The organism is Modicisalibacter xianhensis (genome assembly GCF_900113605.1).
Taxonomy (GTDB): domain Bacteria; phylum Pseudomonadota; class Gammaproteobacteria; order Pseudomonadales; family Halomonadaceae; genus Modicisalibacter; species Modicisalibacter xianhensis.
Genome location: NZ_FOPY01000009.1, coordinates 190,223 through 211,815, shown reverse-complemented (window position 1 = coordinate 211,815; position 21,593 = coordinate 190,223). Strand labels below are relative to the sequence as shown.

The 21,593-nt window shown below is 63.1% G+C and carries 16 protein-coding genes; 10 read left to right on the top strand and 6 right to left on the bottom strand.

What is annotated here, in order from left to right:
- A partial coding sequence (locus tag BM194_RS12770) for an RNA-guided endonuclease TnpB family protein (protein WP_092847295.1) occupies nucleotides 1-1,119 on the bottom strand: 1,119 nt, incomplete at its 3' end.
- Nucleotides 1,120-1,245: 126 nt separating this feature from the next.
- Here BM194_RS12770 and BM194_RS12765 point away from each other — a divergent pair.
- The 6 genes from BM194_RS12765 (at nucleotide 1,246) to BM194_RS12740 (ending at nucleotide 9,016) form a co-directional block, all read left to right on the top strand.
- Nucleotides 1,246-1,845, top strand: a complete 600-nt coding sequence (locus tag BM194_RS12765; RefSeq protein WP_092847293.1) for a GNAT family N-acetyltransferase — start codon at nucleotides 1,246-1,248, stop codon at nucleotides 1,843-1,845.
- Entirely contained in the window at nucleotides 1,845-2,741 is an 897-nt protein-coding gene (locus BM194_RS12760) for a carbon-nitrogen hydrolase family protein (protein WP_092847291.1), read from the top strand. Before BM194_RS12765 ends, BM194_RS12760 begins: the two co-directional genes overlap by 1 nt.
- Before the next feature lie 82 nt (nucleotides 2,742-2,823).
- Nucleotides 2,824-4,545, top strand: a complete 1,722-nt coding sequence (locus BM194_RS12755) for a proline--tRNA ligase (RefSeq protein WP_092847289.1) — start codon at nucleotides 2,824-2,826, stop codon at nucleotides 4,543-4,545.
- A gap of 25 nt (nucleotides 4,546-4,570) precedes the next feature.
- Complete coding sequence (locus BM194_RS12750; protein WP_244890960.1) at nucleotides 4,571-5,143, top strand: transglycosylase SLT domain-containing protein; 573 nt, start codon at nucleotides 4,571-4,573, stop codon at nucleotides 5,141-5,143.
- A 173-nt stretch (nucleotides 5,144-5,316) separates the two neighbouring features.
- The gene (locus BM194_RS12745) at nucleotides 5,317-6,834 is read left to right on the top strand and encodes a putative bifunctional diguanylate cyclase/phosphodiesterase (RefSeq protein ID WP_092847285.1); all 1,518 of its coding nucleotides are present in this window, start codon (nucleotides 5,317-5,319) and stop codon (nucleotides 6,832-6,834) included.
- Nucleotides 6,835-6,934: 100 nt separating this feature from the next.
- A complete protein-coding gene (locus BM194_RS12740) occupies nucleotides 6,935-9,016 on the top strand; it encodes a putative bifunctional diguanylate cyclase/phosphodiesterase (protein ID WP_092847283.1) in 2,082 nt (693 codons plus the stop codon).
- Nucleotides 9,017-9,127: 111 nt separating this feature from the next.
- Here the strand turns inward: BM194_RS12740 and ccoM are convergent, their stop codons facing one another.
- The 3 genes from ccoM to rfaH form a co-directional block, all read right to left on the bottom strand.
- On the bottom strand, nucleotides 9,128-9,253 hold the full coding sequence (gene ccoM, locus BM194_RS21020; protein WP_280522550.1) for a cytochrome c oxidase subunit CcoM: 126 nt from the start codon (nucleotides 9,251-9,253) through the stop codon (nucleotides 9,128-9,130).
- 124 nt (nucleotides 9,254-9,377) lie between these two features.
- The gene (locus BM194_RS12735; protein ID WP_092847281.1) at nucleotides 9,378-9,887 is read right to left on the bottom strand and encodes an FKBP-type peptidyl-prolyl cis-trans isomerase; all 510 of its coding nucleotides are present in this window, start codon (nucleotides 9,885-9,887) and stop codon (nucleotides 9,378-9,380) included.
- A gap of 51 nt (nucleotides 9,888-9,938) precedes the next feature.
- Nucleotides 9,939-10,481 carry a transcription/translation regulatory transformer protein RfaH gene (gene rfaH, locus BM194_RS12730; protein ID WP_244890959.1) on the bottom strand — a complete coding sequence of 181 codons (543 nt, stop codon included), beginning with the start codon at nucleotides 10,479-10,481 and terminating at the stop codon, nucleotides 9,939-9,941.
- 166 nt (nucleotides 10,482-10,647) lie between these two features.
- Here rfaH and BM194_RS12725 point away from each other — a divergent pair, with 166 nt between their 5' ends.
- Nucleotides 10,648-12,018: an AmpG family muropeptide MFS transporter gene (locus BM194_RS12725; RefSeq protein ID WP_092847278.1), complete on the top strand. Its 1,371-nt coding sequence runs from the start codon at nucleotides 10,648-10,650 to the stop codon at nucleotides 12,016-12,018.
- Between the two features lie 6 nt (nucleotides 12,019-12,024).
- Here BM194_RS12725 and BM194_RS12720 read toward each other — a convergent pair whose 3' ends face one another.
- Nucleotides 12,025-13,848, bottom strand: coding sequence for an SEC-C domain-containing protein (locus BM194_RS12720; protein WP_092847277.1), 1,824 nt, complete (start codon nucleotides 13,846-13,848; stop codon nucleotides 12,025-12,027).
- A 138-nt stretch (nucleotides 13,849-13,986) separates the two neighbouring features.
- Between BM194_RS12720 and BM194_RS12715 the strand changes: the two genes are divergently transcribed.
- From BM194_RS12715 to BM194_RS12705, 3 genes are read left to right on the top strand one after another with little or no spacing between them, the layout of a single operon-like run.
- The gene (locus tag BM194_RS12715; protein WP_092847276.1) at nucleotides 13,987-15,894 is read left to right on the top strand and encodes a coiled-coil domain-containing protein; all 1,908 of its coding nucleotides are present in this window, start codon (nucleotides 13,987-13,989) and stop codon (nucleotides 15,892-15,894) included.
- A 57-nt stretch (nucleotides 15,895-15,951) separates the two neighbouring features.
- Nucleotides 15,952-17,895 carry a DNA topoisomerase III gene (locus BM194_RS12710; RefSeq protein ID WP_092847274.1) on the top strand — a complete coding sequence of 648 codons (1,944 nt, stop codon included), beginning with the start codon at nucleotides 15,952-15,954 and terminating at the stop codon, nucleotides 17,893-17,895.
- Entirely contained in the window at nucleotides 17,892-18,776 is an 885-nt protein-coding gene (locus BM194_RS12705; RefSeq protein ID WP_092847273.1) for a ketopantoate reductase family protein, read from the top strand. Before BM194_RS12710 ends, BM194_RS12705 begins: the two co-directional genes overlap by 4 nt.
- A gap of 143 nt (nucleotides 18,777-18,919) precedes the next feature.
- Here BM194_RS12705 and ppc read toward each other — a convergent pair whose 3' ends face one another.
- Nucleotides 18,920-21,568: a phosphoenolpyruvate carboxylase gene (gene ppc, locus BM194_RS12700; protein ID WP_092847272.1), complete on the bottom strand. Its 2,649-nt coding sequence runs from the start codon at nucleotides 21,566-21,568 to the stop codon at nucleotides 18,920-18,922.
- Nucleotides 21,569-21,593: the final 25 nt, after the last annotated feature.

The following is a 21,593-nucleotide window of genomic DNA, read 5'->3' as shown; positions in this document are numbered from 1 at the left end:
CTCTCGCAGCTTGTCAGCGCCGGCGAGAATCGCCTTGCCTGCCTTGAGAATGTTCTTCGCCGCGTTCACGTCGCGGTCGTGACGGGTGCCGCAGGCGGGGCAGTCCCATTGACGGACTGATAGCGGCATGGCGTCGGCAAGGTGACCACAGGCGTGGCAACGCTTGCTCGAAGGGTAGAACTTGTCGATCTGGACAAAAGAACGCCCGTACCACTGCGCCTTGTACGCCAGCATCGTCGTGATCTGATGCCAACCCACGTTGCTGATGGCTTTCGCCAGTGAGCGGTTCTTGAGCAGGTTCTTCACTTGCAGACTTTCCGCAGCGACGACTTGGTTTTCGTGAATGAGCTGCGTGGTCAGCTTGTGAGCAAAATCCAGACGCTGGTCAGCGATCCTGGCATGAATGCGCGCCACTTTCAGTTTGGCCTTGGCGCGATTGGCGCTGCCCTTCTGCTTGCGGGAAAGGTGGCGCTGAGCGCGGGCCAGCGTCTTCTCGGACTGCTTGAAGTAGTGGTGGCTGTTGACCTTCTTCCCGCCGCTGGTGATGACCGCATGAGTCAGCCCCAGGTCGATACCCGTCTCTTGCTTGCTGAACGGCAATGCCGCCATGTCTTCCTCGACAAGAATGGAGACGTGGTAGCGTTCCGCGCTGTCCTTGCTCACCGTGACACTGGAGGGGGTGCCGGTGAAACGCCGGCTCCAGCGGATCGTCAGCGGTTCCTTGTGCTTGGCCAGCTTGATCTGCCCGTCGCGGTACGAAAAACCGCTGGTCGTGTAGCGAACCGATTGACGGGCATGCTTTTTCTTGAAGGTCGGATACTTGGCTCGACCCTGAAAGAAGTTCTTGAATGCGGTATCCAGGTTCCGTAGCGATTGCTGAAGGCAGACATTCGACACCTCCTGAAGCCACAGCGTTTCCGGCTGCTTTTTCAATGCGGTAAGCTGCTTCGCGGTGTCGTTGTATCCGACGCGTTTCTGCGTCTCGTACCAGGCCTCTGTGCGCACTTTCAGGAAATGGTTGTAAACGTACCTCGCACACCCGAACGTCCGGGCAAGCTGTTCGGCTTGCTCGGGTGTCGGGTAGAAACGGTATTTGTAGGCACGCTGTACAGTAATCATGTTTCATAGCATAACGTGCTATATCCAACGCATCAAACAAGAACCGCTGACGCGGTTCGCGCTATCCTCCTCGCACTAAAAGTACGAGGTTTGCCGCGCTTTTTGATCACATGCATCGAGGGGCTCATGGTCGATATCACAAGCTTGCAGGGAAACGCCATCGCAGGGCATCTCGATGCGCTGGCCGAGCTGCGTATTCGTGTGTTTCGGGATTTTCCCTATCTCTACGATGGCGATCCTGCCTACGAGGCGGATTACCTGCGTCGCTATGCCGAGTGTCCCGATAGCCTGTTCGTGCTGGCGTTCGATGGCGAGACACTAGTCGGCGCAGCCACCGGCATGCCACTGCGTGACGAATGCGACGAATTTCGTGCACCCTTCGAAGCGCATGGTTACGATGTCGCGCGTATTTTCTATTATGGCGAATCGGTCCTGCTACTCGAGTACCGGGGCCAGGGCATCGGCAAGGCATTCATGGCCGAGCGCGAGCGGCATGCCACCCAGGCCGGCTATGACCTGGTTGCCTTCTGCGCCGTCCAGCGCGAAGCTGACCACCCTGCCCGCCCCGCTAGCTACCAGCCTCTAGATGGCTTCTGGAAGCAACAGGGCTACGAGCGGCACCCGGAACTGACCACGCACTTTGCCTGGAAGGACCTGGGCGACAGTCACGAGAGCGAAAAGCCCATGACCTTCTGGCTCAAGGCACGCGGCGAGGGACGCGCCTGATGGCCCGCACACTCGAAGTCGCCACCGCACAGTACCCGATCGACACCTTCGCCAGTTTCGCTGAATTCGAGTCGAAGGCCACTCGCTGGGTCCAGGATGCCGTCAACCATGGCTCGCAACTCCTGGTGCTGCCGGAATACGGCAGCATGGAACTGGCCTCGCTGTTGCCGGATGCCGTACGTGACGACCTGCACGCCCAACTCGGTGCCCTGCAACCCATGCGCGACGACGTGACGGCCATCTGGCAGCGACTGGCACAGCGCCATGGCGTGACGCTGCTCGCCCCGTCCATGCCCTGGCAGCTCGCTGACAGCAGCTACGTCAACCGTGCCTGGCTGTTCACGCCGACAGGCGCCGACTATCAGGACAAGCAGATCATGACCCGCTTCGAAAGCGGTCCCTGGGGCATCAGCCCCGGTCAGGATCTCAAGCTGTTCGACACCCCGGCCGGTCGGCTCGGAGTGCTGATCTGCTACGACAGCGAATTCCCGCTGCTTGCCCGTGCCCTGGTGGAAGCCGGCGCTGAGATTCTACTGGTGCCCAGTTGCACTGACACCGATGCCGGCTACCATCGTATGCGCTGGTGCGCCCAGGCACGCGCCATCGAGCAGCAGGTGGCCGTTATCCACTCGCCCACGGTCGGCGAGGCACTCTGGTCCCCGGCCGTGGACATCAACATCGGCCGGGCAGCCGTGTATACCCCCTGCGACCATGGCTTTCCCCCGAACGGAGTGCTTGCCCTGGCTTCCGACAGCACGCCCGGCTGGCAGTTTGCGCGCCTCGACCTGGAAGCAATCGGCGAGTTGCGCCACTCCGGCCAGGTCAACAACCATGGCGATTGGTCGCTACAGCACGAACGTCTCGAGCGAACGGTGAAACGCCTGTCCCTGAAGTGACGCATGGCTTTTGCCGCCGCTCATGCTTGGCCGTACAATGCACCCAAGCACGTTTACCCCTTACGAAGGAATCGCCGGACACATGCGCGCCAGTCAATTGATGATCGCCACCCTCAAGGAAACGCCTGCCGATGCCGAAGTCATCAGCCATCAGCTGATGCTGCGGGCCGGCATGATTCGCCGACTGACCTCGGGCTTATACAGCTGGCTGCCGATCGGCTTGCGTACGCTGCGTAAGGTCGAGCGCATCGTGCGTGAGGAGATGGACCGTGCCGGCGCCCAGGAAATCCTGATGCCGGCCGTCCAGCCGGCGGAGCTGTGGCAGGAATCGGGACGCTGGGAGCAGTACGGTCCCGAACTGCTGCGCATCGTCGACCGCCACCAGCGCGACTACTGCTTCGGCCCGACCCACGAAGAGGTCATCACCGACCTGGTGCGTCGCGAGATCGCGAGCTACAAGCAACTGCCCAGCAATTTCTACCAGATCCAGACCAAGTTTCGCGACGAGATTCGCCCGCGTTTCGGGGTAATGCGCTCCCGTGAGTTCATCATGAAGGATGCCTACTCCTTCCATGTCGATGAAGACTCGCTGAAGGCAGGCTACCAGACGATGTATGACGCCTACGTGCGCATCTTCACTCGCCTGGGACTGGACTTCCGTCCCGTGCTGGCCGACAACGGCGCCATCGGCGGCACCGGCTCCCACGAGTTCCATGTGCTTGCCGATTCCGGCGAGGACGATATCGTATTCTCCAGCGACTCCGACTACGCCGCCAATATCGAAAAGGCCGAGGCGCTTCCGGCCCCGCAAGGCACCTCCCTGGAGCGCTCTGCGCCCACCGAGGAGCTGCGCCTGGTCGATACGCCGAATGCCAAGACCATCGCCACGCTGGTCGAGCAGCATGGCCTGGCCATCGAGAAGACTATCAAGACGCTCATGGTGCATGCCGAAGCGGGTGGCCTGATTGCCCTGCTGGTGCGGGGCGATCATGAACTCAACGAGATCAAGGCCGAGAACCTGCCCGAGGTCAAGGCGCCGCTGACCATGGCCAACGAAGCGGAGATCCGCGAGATCGTGGGCGCCGGCCCCGGGTCGCTGGGCCCGGTCAACCTGGACATGCCGATCGTCATCGACCGCAGCGTGGCGCTGATGAGCGACTTCGGAGCCGGCGCCAACATCGACGGCAAGCACTACTTCGGCATCAATTGGGAACGCGACGTCGCCCTGCCCAAGGTGGCCGACCTACGCAACGTGGTCGAGGGCGATCCCTCCCCCGATGGCAAGGGCACCCTGTCCATCAAGCGCGGCATCGAAGTCGGTCACATCTTCCAGCTCGGCAGGAAGTACTCCCAAGCCATGAACGCCACCGTGCTCGACGAGAATGGCAAGGCCGCCACCCTGTGGATGGGCTGCTACGGCATCGGCGTAACGCGCATCGTTGCGGCCGCCATCGAGCAGAACAATGATGCCAGCGGGATCATCTGGCCCAATGCCATCGCTCCCTTCGAGGTCGTCCTGGTGCCGATGAATGCGCACAAGTCCGAGCGTGTCCGGGAGACTGCCGAGCGACTCTATGCCGACCTCACCGCGCAGGGATTCGACGTCCTGCTCGACGACCGCGACACGCGCCCCGGTGTCAAGTTCGCCGATCAGGAGTTGATCGGCATACCCCACCGCATCGTCATTGGCGATCGCGGCCTGGACAATGGCGAACTCGAGTACAAGGGACGCCGCGACGAGGCCAACACCATGATTCCGGCCGATGATGTCGCTGCCTTCCTGCGTGAACGGCTACAGAAGTAATCGCCACGCTGCCATGGGCTTGCTCATGGCAGCGTTTCTTTTCCTTTCGCCAGCCACGCTGGCCAGGGCTGCTGCCCAGGTGCCCGAGAAACTGTCCCCGACATTGCTCGCCACACTGGGCAATGCCACTGCGGCACTCCCTTTCGACACCCCGCCCGAATCGCCGCCCCGGACCTGGTTTGCCCGCCGGCATGCCAGTCTGGCGCGTTTCATTCCCCAGCCAGAGCAGCGTAGCGCCTTGCTCGCCCGGATCCAGGCAGAGGCGGCATTGGCCGGGCTGGCCCCGGATATCGTCCTGGCAGTCATTCAGGTCGAAAGCGGCTTCGACGCGCAAGCGATCTCTTCGGCAGGCGCCCAGGGCCTGATGCAAGTCATGCCATTCTGGAAGGAAGTCATCGGGCGTTCCGCCGACGACCTCCTCGAGCCGGGCCTGAATCTGCGCTATGGGTGCACGATCCTCGCTCACTACCTGGCCTTGGAGAATGGCGACCTGACCCGCGCCCTGGCGCGCTACAACGGCAGCCTGGGCCAGACGTGGTATCCGGAGCGCGTCATGCAATCCTGGGTCGAGTATTGGTGGACACCACACTACGATTGAAGGACAGGCGGGTCGGGCACTTTTTCCCCTGGCCGCGGTCAGAGCCAGTAACATAACGTTTACAAATTGCCATGTTCGTGCCAATCATGAACAAGGCGACACAGGAGCCTCGGCTCCGAGAAGATCGGTGTCGCCTTACGGTCTTTACCCTTGCATAGTGACTCGACATCGTGATGCTAGCCAACTTTCGACATGGTCTGGGATTGTTACTGCTGGGCTTGGCCCTGGGTGCGAGTCACTTGGCGCTGTCACTGCTGCCAGCTTCGCTCTACAGCCCTCCCTCACCGCTCACGCAGCGTCAGCGCAACCTGCTCAACCGTCTCCAGGGACGACTATTGTCGTGGCAGGCGCCGTTGCATACCGGTCGTACCGACCCGCTCACCGGCCTGGGCACGCATGGCAGCGCCCTTCAGGAAATCGATCGCCTGGTATCGTGCAACGTCGCTTTTTCACTGATCCGCCTGAGTGTCGATAACGTCAAGCAGATCAACAAGACGCTGGGCCATGCGCTGGGCGACCAGTTTCTGATCGCCTTGAGTCGCCGTTTGCTGGCGCTGGGCTTTCATCGCGGCAGACTCTACCGGCTGGGCGGCAATGAATTCCTGATGCTGGTCACCCAGCCGGAGTCCTACGAGGCCGGTATCGACAGGTTGCGCGATCGCCTTTGCGTTCCTTTGGAACTGGACGGTACCGCCCTGGTGCCGGCACTGACCCTGGCCGACCTGAAAAGCCCCGAACATGGACAGGAGCCCCGGCGCCTGCTGAGGCGCTCGGCCATCGCCCTGGGGCTCGCCCGTGACGCCAACGACGGCTACTACGCCTACCAGAGCGGACACGATCAGCATCATGAACGCGACCGCCTGCTGTTACGCGACCTGGTCAGGGCCGTCCGAGACCAGCAGTTGCAGCTGGTTTATCAGCCAAAGATCCGCATCGCCGATGGTGCGCTTGAGGGTTTCGAGGCCCTGCTGCAGTGGCAACATCCCGCCTTCGGAATACTTCAGCCCGACGAGTTCCTGCCTTTGGCGGCACAATCGGGCCACATGGCACTGATCAGCGAGTGGATGCTTAGCCATGTGGTCTGGCAATTGGACGACTGGCAGCGCCAGGGCAAGCCACAGACGGTAGCGGTCAACCTGACGGCCGACGATCTCGAGGATATCCAACTGCCCCAGCGTCTGTTGAGCAACCTGCAGGCACACGGTGTGGCCCCACAGAGCTTGATGATAGAGATCACCGAGCAAGCGGTCATGCGCGACCCGGGGCTGGCAGCCAGGCTGTTGAGTGAACTGCGCGACCATGGCATTCGCGTTGCCATCGATGACTTCGGTACGGGATATTCCTCGCTGGCACAGCTGCGCCATCTCCCCCTCGATGCCCTCAAGATCGACAAGTCTTTCGTGCTCGACCTTCCCTTGCAGCCTGAAGATGCCGTGATCGTGCGCGCCAGTGTCATGCTGGCACATAACTTCGGCCTGCAGGTCATTGCCGAGGGCGTGGAAACCCAGCAGCATCTCGCGCTGCTTGCCGAGGCCGACTGTGATCAAGCTCAGGGGTACCTTATCTCGCGCCCGCTGGATGCCGCTAACGTCCTTGCATGGATAGAGGGATACCAGACGCCTTATGCCGAGCGCACCTCCGACTCCAGCGCTCGCCTGCCTAGCCCGCCCCCCCCGGAACACTTGGGTTGATAGAGACATTGTTGACGATCAACGCAGCGAGTCGTCACACTTTCGCGACTTGGCGCTTGCTGCCGCAGCCTGAGGTCCCCACGAGGGGCTGGCACATGGCATGACGAAAGACGAACACGATCACCGAAACAACCACGGTTACCGCCGCACCCATCTTCTATTGGTCACCCTCCTGCTGGGTCTCTTCCTGGCAGCGGGCCTTATTATCGTATGGGTGACACGCCAGCAGACCCTGCCGTCGTCAGATATCCTTTTCCTTCAATTGTTGGCCGTCGTACTGGCCAGCCTGGGGCTGCTCGGCATCGTGGCCTTGCTGGGCTATCGCTACCTGTCCCAGCATGGCCTTAGCCTTTCCCGGCAGAACGACGAACTTCGCGACACACAGACCCGGCTGCATCAGCAGCAACAGATCTGGCAGCACCTGCGCGACCTTTATCATCAGGAAATTCCCGAAGAGAATTTCCTGCAAGCGGTGCAGATTGCCCTTCGCGAGCTGCTGGACATTCCGCGTATATCGCTGTGGTTCTTCGATGACTCCGCAGGCACCATGACCTGCCGCAGCAGCCTGGTTCCATCGCTTGTCGGCACCCAGATCGACATGACCTCGCTCGACACCTATCTCGAAGCACTCCATCGCGCGCCCTGCCTGGCCACGCTACGTGCCCAGCATGACCCTAGGCTGGAGGCGCTGCGCCCCTACTTCGTCGAGCAAGGCATTCTATCCACGCTGGAGGTGGGTATCTTCGTTGGCGGCGAATTGCGTGGCAGCCTGTGCTGCGAATCGACGCAGCCCCGTCAGTGGCGTGCCGATGAGATCAACAGTGTCATGGGGGTATCGGGCTTGCTTTCGCAATTCGCAGAATCGCTGCGGCGCCGCGAAATCGAGCATGACCTGTATCAGCATATTCATTATGACGAGGTCACTGGCCTGCCGACGATCCACTCCCTGAGCGAGACGCTCGATCGCACCGCAAGTCGCATGCAGGCATTTCATCTGGTTCTAGTGCGCGTACGCGGGCTCGGGCATATCAACTCCCTGCTTGGCCAGAGCGGCGGTGACGACGCACTGCGTCAAGTGGCAGCGGAAATTCGCGGCTACCTGCTTCCCCACCGCCGCATTCCTCGGCTGGTACGCCTGCCGGGTAATCAGTTGGCCATCATTCTGCCAGGCACTGATCTCGACGCCTGGCTGCAGCAACGCCTGAGCGAGATGCTGAGCAACCTCACGGAACGTGCCTGGCAGGTGCAGGCGCAACCCTGTCAGTTGCGCTTCTCGGCCGGCATGGCGCACTTTCCCAGCGACGGCGAGGATCTCCCGCTCGTCCTGCAACGTGCCGAGCTGGCCCTGAAGCATGCACGTCAGCAAGCGACACCGGCGCTGGTGCCTTATGAACCGGCGCTTGGCGAGTGGGAACTTCAGCAGATCCAGATCGAGCGGGAGTTAAGGCTGGCACTCGAGGACGAGCAGTTTCGGCTCTTCCTGCAGCCTCAATTCACGGCTGCCGGCGAACTTCGCGGTGCAGAGGTACTGCTGCGCTGGCAACATCCCGAGCGTGGTCTGGTGGCACCTGGCTACTTCATCGACCACGCCGAGCGCAGCGGCCTGATTCGACCGATGGGCTATTGGGTTCTGGAACAGGCAGTGGAGTTGTTGCGCGGTCCGCTGGCCAGCACCGACCTGACCTTGTCCGTCAATGTCTCGGTCCAGCAGCTCAGCGACGATGATTTTTTGACGCGCATCGAGGCGCTGCTGGAAAAAGGGGGATTCTCACCGCGTCGCCTGGTTCTGGAAATCGTCGAGTCGCTGCTCGCCACGCCCGGCATGGTCATGACGCTATGTGCCCTGCGCCAACTGGGCGTGCAACTTGCCCTGGACGACTTCGGCACCGGCTATTCCTCGTTGCGCTACCTGCAGGAATTTCCTGTCGACGAGATCAAGCTCGACAAGGCCTTCATCGATCCCGTGCAACACGGTACCGATGCGCCACTGGCGCGATCGATCATTGCGATGGCTCGCACGTTGCACCTGCGCCTGGTGGCCGAGGGTGTGGAAACTGCCAGCCAGCTCGAGTTCCTGCGCCAGCAGCAGGCCAGCATGATGCAAGGCTATTACCTGGCCTACCCCGAGCCCATCGACACATTCCTTGCACGCCGCGAATTGCAAGCCTGTTCAGCCTTGTAGGAGTGCCTCGGCCCGCTGCCAGGGCAACCGATAAAAATAAAAATGCCGGCCCGAAGGCCGGCTAGCGGGGGCAGACGCCCCCTCCCCTGACGACAACCTGAGATTACGGGATCACTGCGGACGCTTGCCTTTGCTGCGCTTGTTGTCGTGGACGACGAACGCGAGGAGACCTCCCATGAAGGCAACCAGCAGCCCCACCGTCACCAAGCCGAAAACGACCGCTTCATCCCAGTACATGATCTTGCCCCCCAACCGATGTTGCACTCACTGTAGCCGGGTGAAGCGGCGCGGGTACTGATCCAGGTCAATGTCTGTCCTGGCGATGCCGCACGGGGGCCGCATGGTTTGATCTCGATCAGATTCAGGGGTGCTTGCGGTCTTCGACCTGGGTATGATCGACATCCTCGGCCAGGGGATGGCCCTTGGCCAGCTCGGCACGCGTTGCATCACGAACCGCCAGTATCTCGACGTCATAGCGTAGCGTCTGCCCTGCCAGGGGATGGTTGGCATCCACCGTGACCTGCGCATCGTTCACTTCGACCACGGTCACGGTGCGTGGCCCATCGGGCCCCTGGGCCTGGAAGCGCATGCCGGGGCGCAGCTCGGCGACCCCGGCAAAGGCACTGCGTGCCACTTCGCGCAACAGCGCTTCATCACGTCTTCCGTAGGCTTGCTCCGGCGCCAGGGTAACTGATAGCCGGGAACCCACCTCGGCCCCCTCCAGCGCCTGTTCCAGGCCGGCCACGATATTGTCATGGCCATGCAAGTAACTCAGCGGGGTATCGCGGTGCCGCGAATCGTCTAGCACGTTGCCATCGGCATCGTGCAGCGTGTAGTGCAGGGCCACGACCTGCTGGGTAGCTATCGGCATGGGATCCTCATCGATTACTAACGGGAATGGATCGGGACTGGTCGTCAGGCGCTAGCGGCGGCGCAGCTCGCCGACAGGCACTTCCAGACGCTGCTGCTGATGCAGCATATTGAGCAGGACGATGGCACGCTCCTCGCCTTTCTGGCTCTCGAACACGGCCTGCAGTGCACGGAAGGGTCCCTCGGTAATTTCGACGATTTCACCGGCCCGGAAATAGACGTGGGTATCCTGAGAGCCCGCCTCCCGACTGGCACTGTCGAGCAGCACATCGACCAGGCCGTCATCGACAGGCAAGGGATCGTCACCGAACCCGACCAGCTTAAGCACCCCCCGCGTCGAGCGGATGGGCCGCCAGTTGCTGGCGATACGATCCAGGCGAATGAACAGGTAATAGGGAAACAGTGGCTCTTCGATCCAGCAAAGCTTGCCACGCCGTTTCTTCTGGACCTGAAGCACGGGATGAAAGACCCGGTAGCCCTGGTTGCCCAGATGCTCCGCGGCACGAAAGGACTCGCCCCCCTTGCACTGAATTACGTACCATCGCGGGGTCGCATCCTGACCGCTCAGGCTGCGCTCATCCATCTGATCACTCATAATGCTCCGCAAACGTCATGGCCTCACGGATCGCCGCCAGCAGGCTGGCACAGGCAAGGCGTTGAATTGCCGGGGATGAACAACGTAAGTTACGCCTCAGTTTACCATTGCTGCCACGATCTTCGACCATGCGACAATCACGCCTTTTCGGGTAGGAGAAGACCTCTTGACGAATCACCCCCAATCCCGATCCTGGCTAGAGGCTTCATTCGTCTTCCTCAAGCCACCGGTCATCGCCATGCTGTTTCTGGGCTTCTCGGCCGGGCTTCCCTTCCTGCTGGTATTTTCGACGCTGACCGCCTGGCTACGCGACGTCAACGTCGAGGTGGCTGCGATCGGCTTCTTTTCCTGGATCGGCATGCTTTACTCGATAAAGTTCTTCTGGGCCCCGGTAGTCGACCGCTTACCCCTGCCCGGGCTGAGCCGAGTCCTGGGGCAACGTCGCAGCTGGATGCTGCTTGCCCAGGCAACCATTGCAGCCGGCCTGGTGGGGCTGGCCCATGTCGACCCCACGGCAAGCCTGGCTGCCGTCGCCGGTTTCGCGCTGCTCGTGGCGTTCGGCTCGGCCACCCAGGATATCGTGATCGATGCGTTTCGCATCGAGTCCGCGGCAGAAGACGTTCAGGCGGCCATGGCCTCGACCTACATCATCGGCTATCGCGGCGGGCTGCTTGCGGCCGGTGCCGGTGCGCTCTACGTCGCCGACCTGGCCTCCTGGTACTGGGCCTACCTGACCATGGCCCTGCTGGTCGGGATCGGCATGTTGACTGTCCTGCTGCGCCCCGAACCACCGCGTTCCCCGCTTGGCGTACAGCTGATTCATGAACCCCAGGTCCGGGCCTTCCTGCGCGCAACGCGCGGGCGTTCACGCCTCTGGCGACGCGTCGGGGCATGGACCATTGGCGCCGTCGTCTGCCCATTCACGGATTTCTTTCGGCGCTACGGGCGCAAGGCGCTGTGGTTGCTGCTGCTGGTCGGTCTCTATCGCATCAGCGACCTGTCGATGGCGGCCATGGCTAACCCGCTGTACATCGACCTGGGCTTTTCATTGTCGCAGATTGCCAACGTGACCAAGGTCTTCGGCATTCTGATGAGCATCGCTGGCGGGATTCTCGGCGGCATACTCGTGGTGCGCTACGGTATCGGCCCGATGCTAGTCGCCGGCGCGCTGATCGTGGCGCTGACCAACCTGCTGTTCGCCGCCCTGGCCTCGGTGGGTGCCGAAATGCCCATGTTGGTGATGACGATCATGGGCGACAACCTGGCCAACGGCTTGGCCAGCACAGTATTTATCGCTTTTCTGTCGAGCCTGACCTCACGTGCCTACACGGCGACCCAGTACGCGCTGTTCTCGTCGCTGATGACGCTGCCCGGCAAGTTTATTGGCGGCTTCTCGGGGGTCGTGGTGGCCAGCCAGGGATACATCACCTTCTTCCTGCTGGCCTCGTTGCTCGGTATACCCGCCATTGTGCTGGCCTGGGTCATCGCCCGGGATCGCTCGCTGGTACCGGTGGGCAAGGCAGTCAGCAATGCCTAGCGAGGGCTAGACAAGCTGGCGTTTCTGCTCCGCCAACCAGCCCAGTGCCCCACGGGTCGCTGCCCACTGGTCACGCATCAGGGCGCGATATTGCCAGGCCTCGGCCTTGGTTCCCGGTTCGGGGATTTCCAGCGCCAGGGGTATTGGACGGGGGTTCTCGGCGCACATCATGGCGACGGCATGCATGTTGAGTTCGTGAACCTCGCGCAGCGATGCCTGGGCCTCGTCAAGTCGCTCGAGGCGGTACAAGGCGAGCACGCGACCCATGAGCACGCCGAGGAGCGGCCCCTGGTCGCCCGGCTCGGCCTGGTCACTGAGCCGGACAGCCTCTTCGTCACGCCCTTCGCGCAGCAGCTGATCCAGCACCAGCTCACGCAGGCCGAGGCTATCCTGATCGTCCAAGACCAGCAGGCGCTCGGCGAGTTGGCGTGAACGCTGGCGATCGCCGCGCTCCATGCCGACTACCAGCGCCAGGCCGGTTCTCAACAGGATGGCATTGTCGGCATCGTCCCAGGCGAAGCGTCCGCCTTCTTCCTCGAGTTGCGTCAGCCAGCGCTCGTAACGCCCCGCCAGTGGCGCGAAGAAGCTTTCCGCCATCCACGGGAGGCTACCGAAACGGCTGGCCAGGGCCATTGCCACTGTCTGGACTACCTGCGGCGAATCCAGCCACTCCGGATGCGCGCAAAGCGCCGCCAGCCAGTCACCGGCATAGGGCCAAGGGTCTTCCTGAAAACCCAGTGCCGCCTCTTCATCGACCAAGGCCTGGAAATGGGCCTGCCAGGCGGCAAACAGGGTGTCCTCCCGTGCCGTAGTGTGATATTCGAGGCGTTCATCGGCCGCGTGCGTGAACGCCAGGCGTGGCGCGCCGGACAGGGCTTCCAGCAAGGCCTGGAGGCTGGTGAGGGGCTCGGCCAGTGCCTCTTCGGAATTGACCATCTGCTCGGCCAGCGTCGCTCCGGGATTTTCCGCCAGGTCGGCCAGGAACTGTAACTGCTCGGGATCGAGATCGCCGTGCCGAGCCAGGCGCCGGAACCAGAACCGCGCACGCTCGCGCGCCTCATCGGCATGCCCCTCGTGCAACAACAGCATGGCTTCGATATAGGCCAGCGTCGGAGAGTCGGGCAGTGTCTGCTGGGCGCGCACGAAGGCTTCGCGCGCACTGGCCAGGTCGTCACTGTCGAGATGCATCAGACAGAGACGTTCGAGCGCCACACCACGCAGGAACAGCGGTCCACGCTCGAGGATGGCATCGAGCAGCGCCGCCTTCTTGCGATGGAAACCGCGCTCTTGATAGATGTCGGTGAGAAGCTCGAAGGCCGGCTCGGCCTGTTCCGGCAGCCGACTCCAGTCGCCGGCACCGAAAAGCGCCTCGAGAATCTGCTGGGCGCGGCCACGCTGGCCGCCCTCGGCGGCAATCAGGCCAGCCTCCAGCAAGGCCTGGGCAGGCGCCCGCCCACTCTCCAGCGCCGCTTTCAGGGTATCTCCCTTCCAGTCGCGCAGCGACAGCATCCACATCAGATGCGGCGGTATCGGTCCGGGCAATGTCACGGCACCACAGCACTGCTTCGTCTTGCGGCCGGAATCGCACCAGCAAGGCTCGTTGCGTCCGGGCAGCGCCAGCGCCTCGCAGTCGAAATCGAGGCGCTCCAACGGTGTCTGGTTCCATAACTCCGGCGCGAGTGCCTGCGCCAGGGCCAGGTTCCCGCCGACATGCTGCGCACCTTCGCCCCGCGCCCAGGCCATGAGCGCCGGATAGTGCTCATCGTCACGAATCGTCTCGAGCGCGCCTGCGGCATACCCCAGCAATTGCTCGACCCACATTGCCAGCATCGCACCCCTCCTCATGAAAACCGCCCTAGTCTAGCACGCCGACTGACCGGCACTCACCACGCCGCGGCGCTGGCAGCCATCTTCCGGCGATGCTAGGTTAGGTCCTTTCCTGCCTTGCATCGTATAAGGATTCGCCCGTTGCGCCTGCCGTTTCGTCGCTCCCGCCCTTCCACCGAAACACCCCAGGTGCGCCTCGAGCGTGAAGGACGCGACGAGATTCGTCGCATTACCTCGGCCGTGGAGAAGGTACCATGGACCGTCAGCCTGCTGCAGATCCTATGGACTGCAGGCCCGGTCACGCTGCTCGGCGCCTGGGGCGGGTATCTGCTGGGCTACGGCAAGGCACCCACTGCCGAAAACTACATCTTCTTTATTTCCTACACGGTCATCACCGGGGCGGCGGGCATCATCGCCAATCTCGCCCATAATCTCGCTGGCGGTCGCAAGGCAGAGCGCACTGCGCTGAAGATCGAGCGCGTCATCAGCAGCCTCCCTGAACTCCTTCTGGTGACCCGCAACCTGATCGTGGAAAGTCTCGAGGGCGATGCCCGGCGACGCGAGGCCGCCGCCATGTTGCTGCGCAAGCAGGATCTTTCGCCGGAAGGCGTGGAACTGGCCGCCATCGAACTGCTCGACGACCGTGACAGCGCACGTATCATCGCCCAGATCGAGATCTATCGCCGGATCGGCTTGCAGGCGCGCATCCGCGACCTGATGGGCCTCTACCGTGAAACGCTCGAGCCCCAGTTCGCCGAACTGGCCGAGCTGGCCCCGGATGCCACGGCCCTGCTGCGCATGCGTTTTGAAGGCCAGGCACCCGACTTGCGCCATGGGGTGGCGCGCGACGATAACTTCATCGAGCGCGTGCTCGCCGCCATCGAGCAGGACGATGAGCTGCTGATGACGTTGCAGGACGTCGAGGAAATGATCGTACTCGCCTTCGAGTTGATCAGCGGGCGCCGCATTCCCATGCTGACTTTCGAATATCGCGGACGCTGGCGCCTGGCACAGGCGCTGGACACGTTGGAAAAGTCACGTGCCCGCTACCGTATCGCCCAGGCTACCGGCCTGTCGCGCCTGAAGGCCCTGACCGCCTACCTGGCCGAACAGTCCGGCACCCTGATCGAGGACGCTGCCGCTGGCCTGCGTGCGGACATTCTCGAGCAGCGTGCCGTGCAGGCAATCGATGCGTTGGCCGAACAGACCCAGCATCTCGCTCATGCCGTGGCTAACGGGCAGACTGATCGCAAGAGCCAGTTGCGGCACAAGGCCGACCAGTTGGCCAATGCCATTCGACTCTACCGTACGGCCTATAACGCCTATGTCCAGGTCGGGCGCGACCATGCCCAGGTACTCAAGGCCGCCCAGCGCTGGGAGAACGTGACTGCAGGGCTAGCCGATCGCAAGACGCGCCTGCGCCTGGGGCCGGGGCGCCGCGGGCTGCGCATCCGGGAGCATGTCATTGCCCTGGACGATGCCGCCAAGGCCGATGTCTGCAAGCATCTCGCCAGACACCTTGGCGAAGTGGCCGGCGAGGTGGGCCATTTGCGCAACGGCTCGCGCATCGAGCATGAGCGCCTTCTGACAATGGGAATTGATGCCGCCAAGCGCCTGGCGATCGAGATTGCCCTAGCCCTGGAGCCGCATATCCAGCTTTCCCGGCCCGAGGTGCAGCGCGCCATCAACAGTACCAACGCCGCGGATTTCGGCCAGCTGGAGCTGAACCTTTCCGCCGCCGCCAAGGCCGCTCTGGGCGCGGCCATGGTCAAGGAAATCGATGTCGACCTTTCGCGCCCGGCCGAGTCGCTGGCCCTGGCCCTGGTCCGCCATTACCGTGTCGAGCTCGACCCCGCCGCCAAGGATTTCCTGGTCAGTCACTACGGCGCGCGCGAGGCGACCCTCAACATGCTGTCCAACTACCTTTCCCAGCAGTCACGCGGCCAGGCGCGCTCCGTCAGTTATCTCAGCCAGCGCCCACCGGTGGTCAATGCCCCGCACCGCGACTGGTATCGTGCCCTGGTCAGGGCACGACGAGTCCTGCGTTGATTGGCAATACGGCCCAAGACTGGAAGAATATACAGACTGTCTGCGGATTATGTTGCCATGCGCCTGATCATTGCCGAAAAACCCAGTCTTGCCCGCGCCATCGCCGATGCCCTGCCCGGGCAAGTCAGCCGCGAAGAGGGCTCGCTACGCGTCGGGGACACCCGGGTCAGCTGGTGCCTGGGGCATCTGCTGGAACAGGCGGCGCCGGATGCCTACGATCCGCGCTACAAGCAGTGGCGCCTCGACCACCTGCCTATCGTGCCCGAGCAATGGAAGCTGACGCCTCGACACAATGCCCGAGGGCAGCTCAAGGTGCTGCGCACCCTTCTCAAGCAGGCCAAGAGCGTCGTGCATGCCGGCGATCCCGACCGCGAAGGCCAGTTGCTGGTTCAGGAGGTCATCGATTATCTCGGCTGGCGCGGCTCGGTCGCCCGACTGTTGATCAGCGACCTCAACCGGCCCGCCGTGCAACGCGCACTGGAGCGGATGGAAGACAACCGCAGTTACCAAGCCCTGTATCACGCCGCCGAAGCGCGCTCCCGGGCCGACTGGCTGTACGGTATCAATCTGTCGCGCGCCTGGACCCTGACCGGCCGCCAGGCCGGGCATGACGGGGTGTTATCGGTAGGTCGCGTCCAGACACCGGTGCTGGGGCTGGTCGCCAGGCGTGACCGCGAGATCGCCGACTTCGTGCCACGGCCCTTCTACGTGCTCTGGGCCGATTTTCAGGTCGAGCACGGCACGGTGCGGGCCTGGTGGCAGCCCGACGACAGGCATCCCCTCGATGACCAGAATCGGCTGCTCAAGCGCGAGCCCGCCGAGGCATTGGCCTCGCGCCTGCCGGGGACGCTGGGCAGGGTGGCCACGCTGGATGCCCAGAAGAAGCGCCAGGCTGCCCCGCTGCCCTATTCGCTGTCGGCGCTGCAGGTCGATGCCGCGCGACGCTACAAGCTATCGGCCAAAGGCGTGCTCGATGCCTGCCAGGCGCTCTATGAGCGTCATCGCCTGATCACCTACCCTCGTTCGGACTGCCGCTACCTTCCCCAGGACCACTGGGCACAGGCTCGTCGCACCCTGGAAGGCGCCTGTGCCGGTGACGAGACATTGAGTCGCTGGCTTGGCAGTGCCGATTTCTCGCTGCGCTCCAAGGCCTGGAACGACAAGCAGGTCGGGGCCCACCATGCCTTGGCGCCGACCGGGGCACGCCCTGACTTTGCGCGGCTATCCGCCAGCGAAGCCAATGTCTTCCGACTGATCGTGCGCAACGTGCTGGCCCAGTTCTATCCGCCACTGGAAACACGCGAGGTCAAGGTCGACTTCGAGGCGCTCGAGGAGCGCTTTCGTGCCCAGGGGCGCGAAATACTGGTGCCTGGCTGGAAGCCCCTGTTCACGACACGCGATGACGCTCCTCCCCTGCCTTCCCTGCGCCAGGGGGAGCCGGCGCGCGTCGCCGATCAGGCAGTGGAAGACAGGATGACGCGCCCCCCGGAACCCTTCACTGATGCTAGCCTTATCAAGGCAATGATGAACATTGCCCGCTATGTGGAGGATGTCGCGGTCAGGCGGACCCTGCGCGAGACCGATGGCCTTGGTACCGAGGCAACCCGTGCCGGCATTATCGAGACCCTGCTCGACCGCGGTTTCATCGTGCGCCAGGGTAGCGCCCTGCGTGCCACGCGAACGGGGCAGGCGCTGATAGCCGCCCTGCCCGATGCGGCGACGCGCCCCGAACGTACCGCCCTATGGGAGCAACGCTTGAGCGCCATTGCTGAAGGCAGCGACCAGGCCGCCCCCTTCCTTGACGCTCTGCTTGGTGACTTGCGTACCTTGCTTGCCGGTGCCGACACGGCACGCATGCGCCAGGCACTGGCCAGCGCCAAAGGCTTCGAGGCACCTGCCAGGGCCAAGGCACGCAAGGCAGGACGGCGCGGCACCAAAGGCACGGCGGCAAAGCGGCGCACCACGAAACGCACACCCGGCAAGAACAAGGAGGAGGCATGAGCAACGGCACTTGGCTGATTCTCGGTCCCGGCGCACTGGGGCGCTTGCTGGCCACGCAATTGGCAGGCCACGTGCCGTTGGCCGTCCTGGGTCGCCAGCCCAGCGAGCAGCCATTCCTGCTGAGCACGCCACAGGGCGAGAGCCGAATTCGCTATGTGCCGCGTATCGCCATTGACCAAGCCCCTGAGCGGCCGCTCATGGTGCATGTAACGACCAAGACCTACGCCACGGACGCAGCCTTGGAACAACTCGCCCAGCGAGTTGCGCAAGACACGCCGATCGTCCTGTGGCAGAACGGCTTTCAGGTACAGGAAACGATCACACGGCGCTGGCCCGGCCCGGTGCTCTGCGCGACCACCAGCGAAGGGGCCTACACCGAGGGTGCCGACGGTGTCGTGCATGCTGGCCATGGCCATACTTACATTGGGCACCTCGAAGGACGCTATCCCACGCTGGCCGAATGCATAGCCGCCACCCTGACTGTCGCCGATCTTCCTGCCTCGCCCTGCATCGACATGCGCCGACGTCTCTGGCACAAGTTGGCCGTCAATGCCGCCATCAATCCGTTGGTGGCCCGGTATAGGATTCGCAACGGTCAGCTGCGCGACTGCCCGTTCCGGCCCATGGTCGACATCATTCTCGACGAAGTCGTGGCCTTGATGGCTGCCGAAGGCATCGAAGCGCCGGAAGCCGGCTGGTCGCGTCAGGTATGGAACGTCATCGAAGGCACCGCCAACAACCGTGCCTCGATGCTGCAGGACGTACTCGCCAACCGCCCCACCGAACGCGACGCCATCCTCGGCCCCCTGCTCGACGCGGCGCAGCGCCACGGTATACCGACCCCCAACCTGACCGAGCTATACCAGAACACGCCCCAGTAGATTGAGGCCTAGCCTTTTACTTCAGGACGGTGCGAGCAATGGCCAGACAAGGCGGAAGCGGGTAAGAAAAGCGCAGTTTACCCAAAGTAAATGAGCATTTACGCACCCGCTTCCAACACCGTCTGGCTGAAGCGCAGCCCGGCCTAACCGGTGTTGCGAAGACCTGCGGCAATCCCCGCCATCGTCACCATCAACGCCCGCGCCAGTGCCGGGCTGATCGCCCCGTCCGCATCACGGTTACGCTGCAGCAGTTCGGCCTGAAGCCCATGCAACGGGTCGATATAGGGGTTGCGCACCTCAATCGCCTGGCGGATCAGCGGCGTGCCCTCGAGCAGCTCTTGCTGGTCGAGGATCTCGAGTAGCACGCCATGCAGGCGTCTCAGGCGATCACGGAGTTGCTGGCCCAGTGCCTTCAGCGACGGCTCATCGACCAGGCGATGCTCGTAATAGGCGGCAATTTCGATATCCGCCTTGGCCAGCAGCATCTCGAGCATGTCGAGATAGGTGCCGAAGAATGGCCAGTGCTGGCGCATCTCCTGCAGCCGCTGGAGGCCGCTTTCCTCTTCCAGGCGAGTGGCAAAGGCTTCACCGCTGCCCAGCCAGGCCGGCAACATCAGGCGAATCTGGGTCCAGGCGAAGATCCAGGGAATCGCACGCAGCGACTCGACGCCGCCTTCCTGGCGTCGCTTGGCCGGACGCGAGCCCAGCGGCAAGCGACCCAGCGCTTCTTCCGGCGTCACAGCCCGGAAATAAGGCACGAAGTCCGGATTCTCGCGTACCACGCCGACATAGGCGCCATGTGCAATGCCGGCCAGGCGGTCCATCTCCTGGCGCCACTCGGGTTGCGGCGATGGTGGCGGCAGCAATGTCGCCTCGAGTACGGCACTGGCGTAGATTTCCATCGAGCGCAGGGCGATGTCGGGCTGACCGAACTTGAAGCGAATCATTTCGCCCTGCTCGGTCACGCGCAGGCTGCCATTCACGGAACCCGGCGGTTGCGAAAGGATCGCGGCATGCGCCGGACCGCCGCCGCGCCCCACGGTACCTCCTCGACCGTGGAAGAGCGTGAGGTCGACACCATGCCTGTCGCAGATCGCGACCAGCGTCTCCTGGGCGCGATACTGTGCCCAGGCGGCGGCAAGCTGGCCAGCATCCTTGGCGGAATCGGAATAGCCGATCATCACCTCCTGCCGGTCCCCGGCCAGGCGCCGGTAACCGGGGAGCGACAGCAACCTGTCAATGGCACTACCGGCGTTATCGAGATCGTCGAGCGTCTCGAAAAGCGGGGCGATCGGCAGGCGCACGTCGCCACCGATTTCTTTCATCAGCAGGGCCACGGCCAGCACATCGGAGGGCTGGCCGGCCATCGAGATGATGTAAGTGCCCAGCGCTTCGCGATGCTCGTTGGCGATCACACGGAAGGTGTCGATGACCTCGCGTGTCTCGGTCGAACACTCCCAGCGGCGAGGAATCAGCGGGCGCGGCGACTCCAGTTCCGACAGCAGGAAATCCTGGCGTTTCTGCTCGTCCCACTCGCGATAGTGCCCCAGGCCCAGGTAATCGCTCAGCTCATCGAAGACCAGGGCATGACGCCCCGCCTCTTGGCGCACGTCGAGCTTGGCCAAGGTCACGCCGAACACGGCAATGCGACGCAGGGTATCCAGAAGGACGCCGTTGGCGATCGTGTCGAGGCCGACATCGCAAAGGGAGCGGTAACACGCCAACAGCGGCGCATAGAGCTGGTCGCGGGTTTCGATGATCGGACCGCCATCGTATTTCTCGCCACCCAGAGTGGCCTGGGCCCAGTCCCGGGTCGCCTCGACCCGGCTGATCAGCCGCTTGAGCAGCGCCCTGTAGGGCTCAGGTTCGTCGCCGACCTCGGCCTTGAGCGCACTGTTCGCTTTCCACATCGACAGCTCGCCCTTGAGCTGTTCGAGATCGCGCAGATAGAGGTCGGCAGCCATCCAGCGTCCCAGCAGCAGCACTTCCCGTGTCACCTTGGCGGTCACGTTGGGATTGCCATCACGGTCGCCACCCATCCACGAGGCGAAACGCAATGGGGCGGCATCCAGCGGCAGGCGCTCCCCGGCCGTTTCGAGCAGGAGGTTGTCCAGGTCACGATGGAAGTTGGGTACGGCCTCCCACAGCGAGTTCTCGATGACCGCAAAGCCCCACTTGGCTTCGTCTACCGGCGTGGGTCGCTCATGACGAATCTCATCGGTATGCCAGGCCTGGCTGATCAACTCGTCGAGGCGGGCATGGGCACGCGAGCCCTTTTCTGGATAGTCCGCCGCACTCTCCATCAGTGTCAGGCATTCATCGATAGCGTCGTATTTCTGAATCAGCGTACGGCGAATGACCTCGGTCGGATGAGCGGTCAGCACGAGTTCGACCCGCATGCCGGCCAACGTCTCGACGATGCTTCTGGGGCTGTGACCAGACTCGCGAATTCGGCCCAGCAGTTCGCCGAGTACCGGCTGGGAGCCAGGCTTGTAATCCTCCACGCGACGGAACCGGGCACGATAGTGCTGTTCGGCAATGTTGGCGAGATTGAGGAACTGGTTGAACGCCCGCGTGACCGGCAGCAGGTCGTGATCCGGCAGGCCGCGCAGGTATTCGATCAGTTCGCGCTGCGATGCCACGTCACCCTGGCGACCGCGCTTGGCATAGGCACGAATGGTCTCGATCTTGTCGACGAAGGCATCGCCCAGGTCGTCGGCGATGGTATGTCCCAGACTGTCGCCTAGAACACGGACATTGTCGCGTAGCGATTCGTGCAGGTCATCACTCATGCATTTCTCCTCGGCTGTGCGTTCC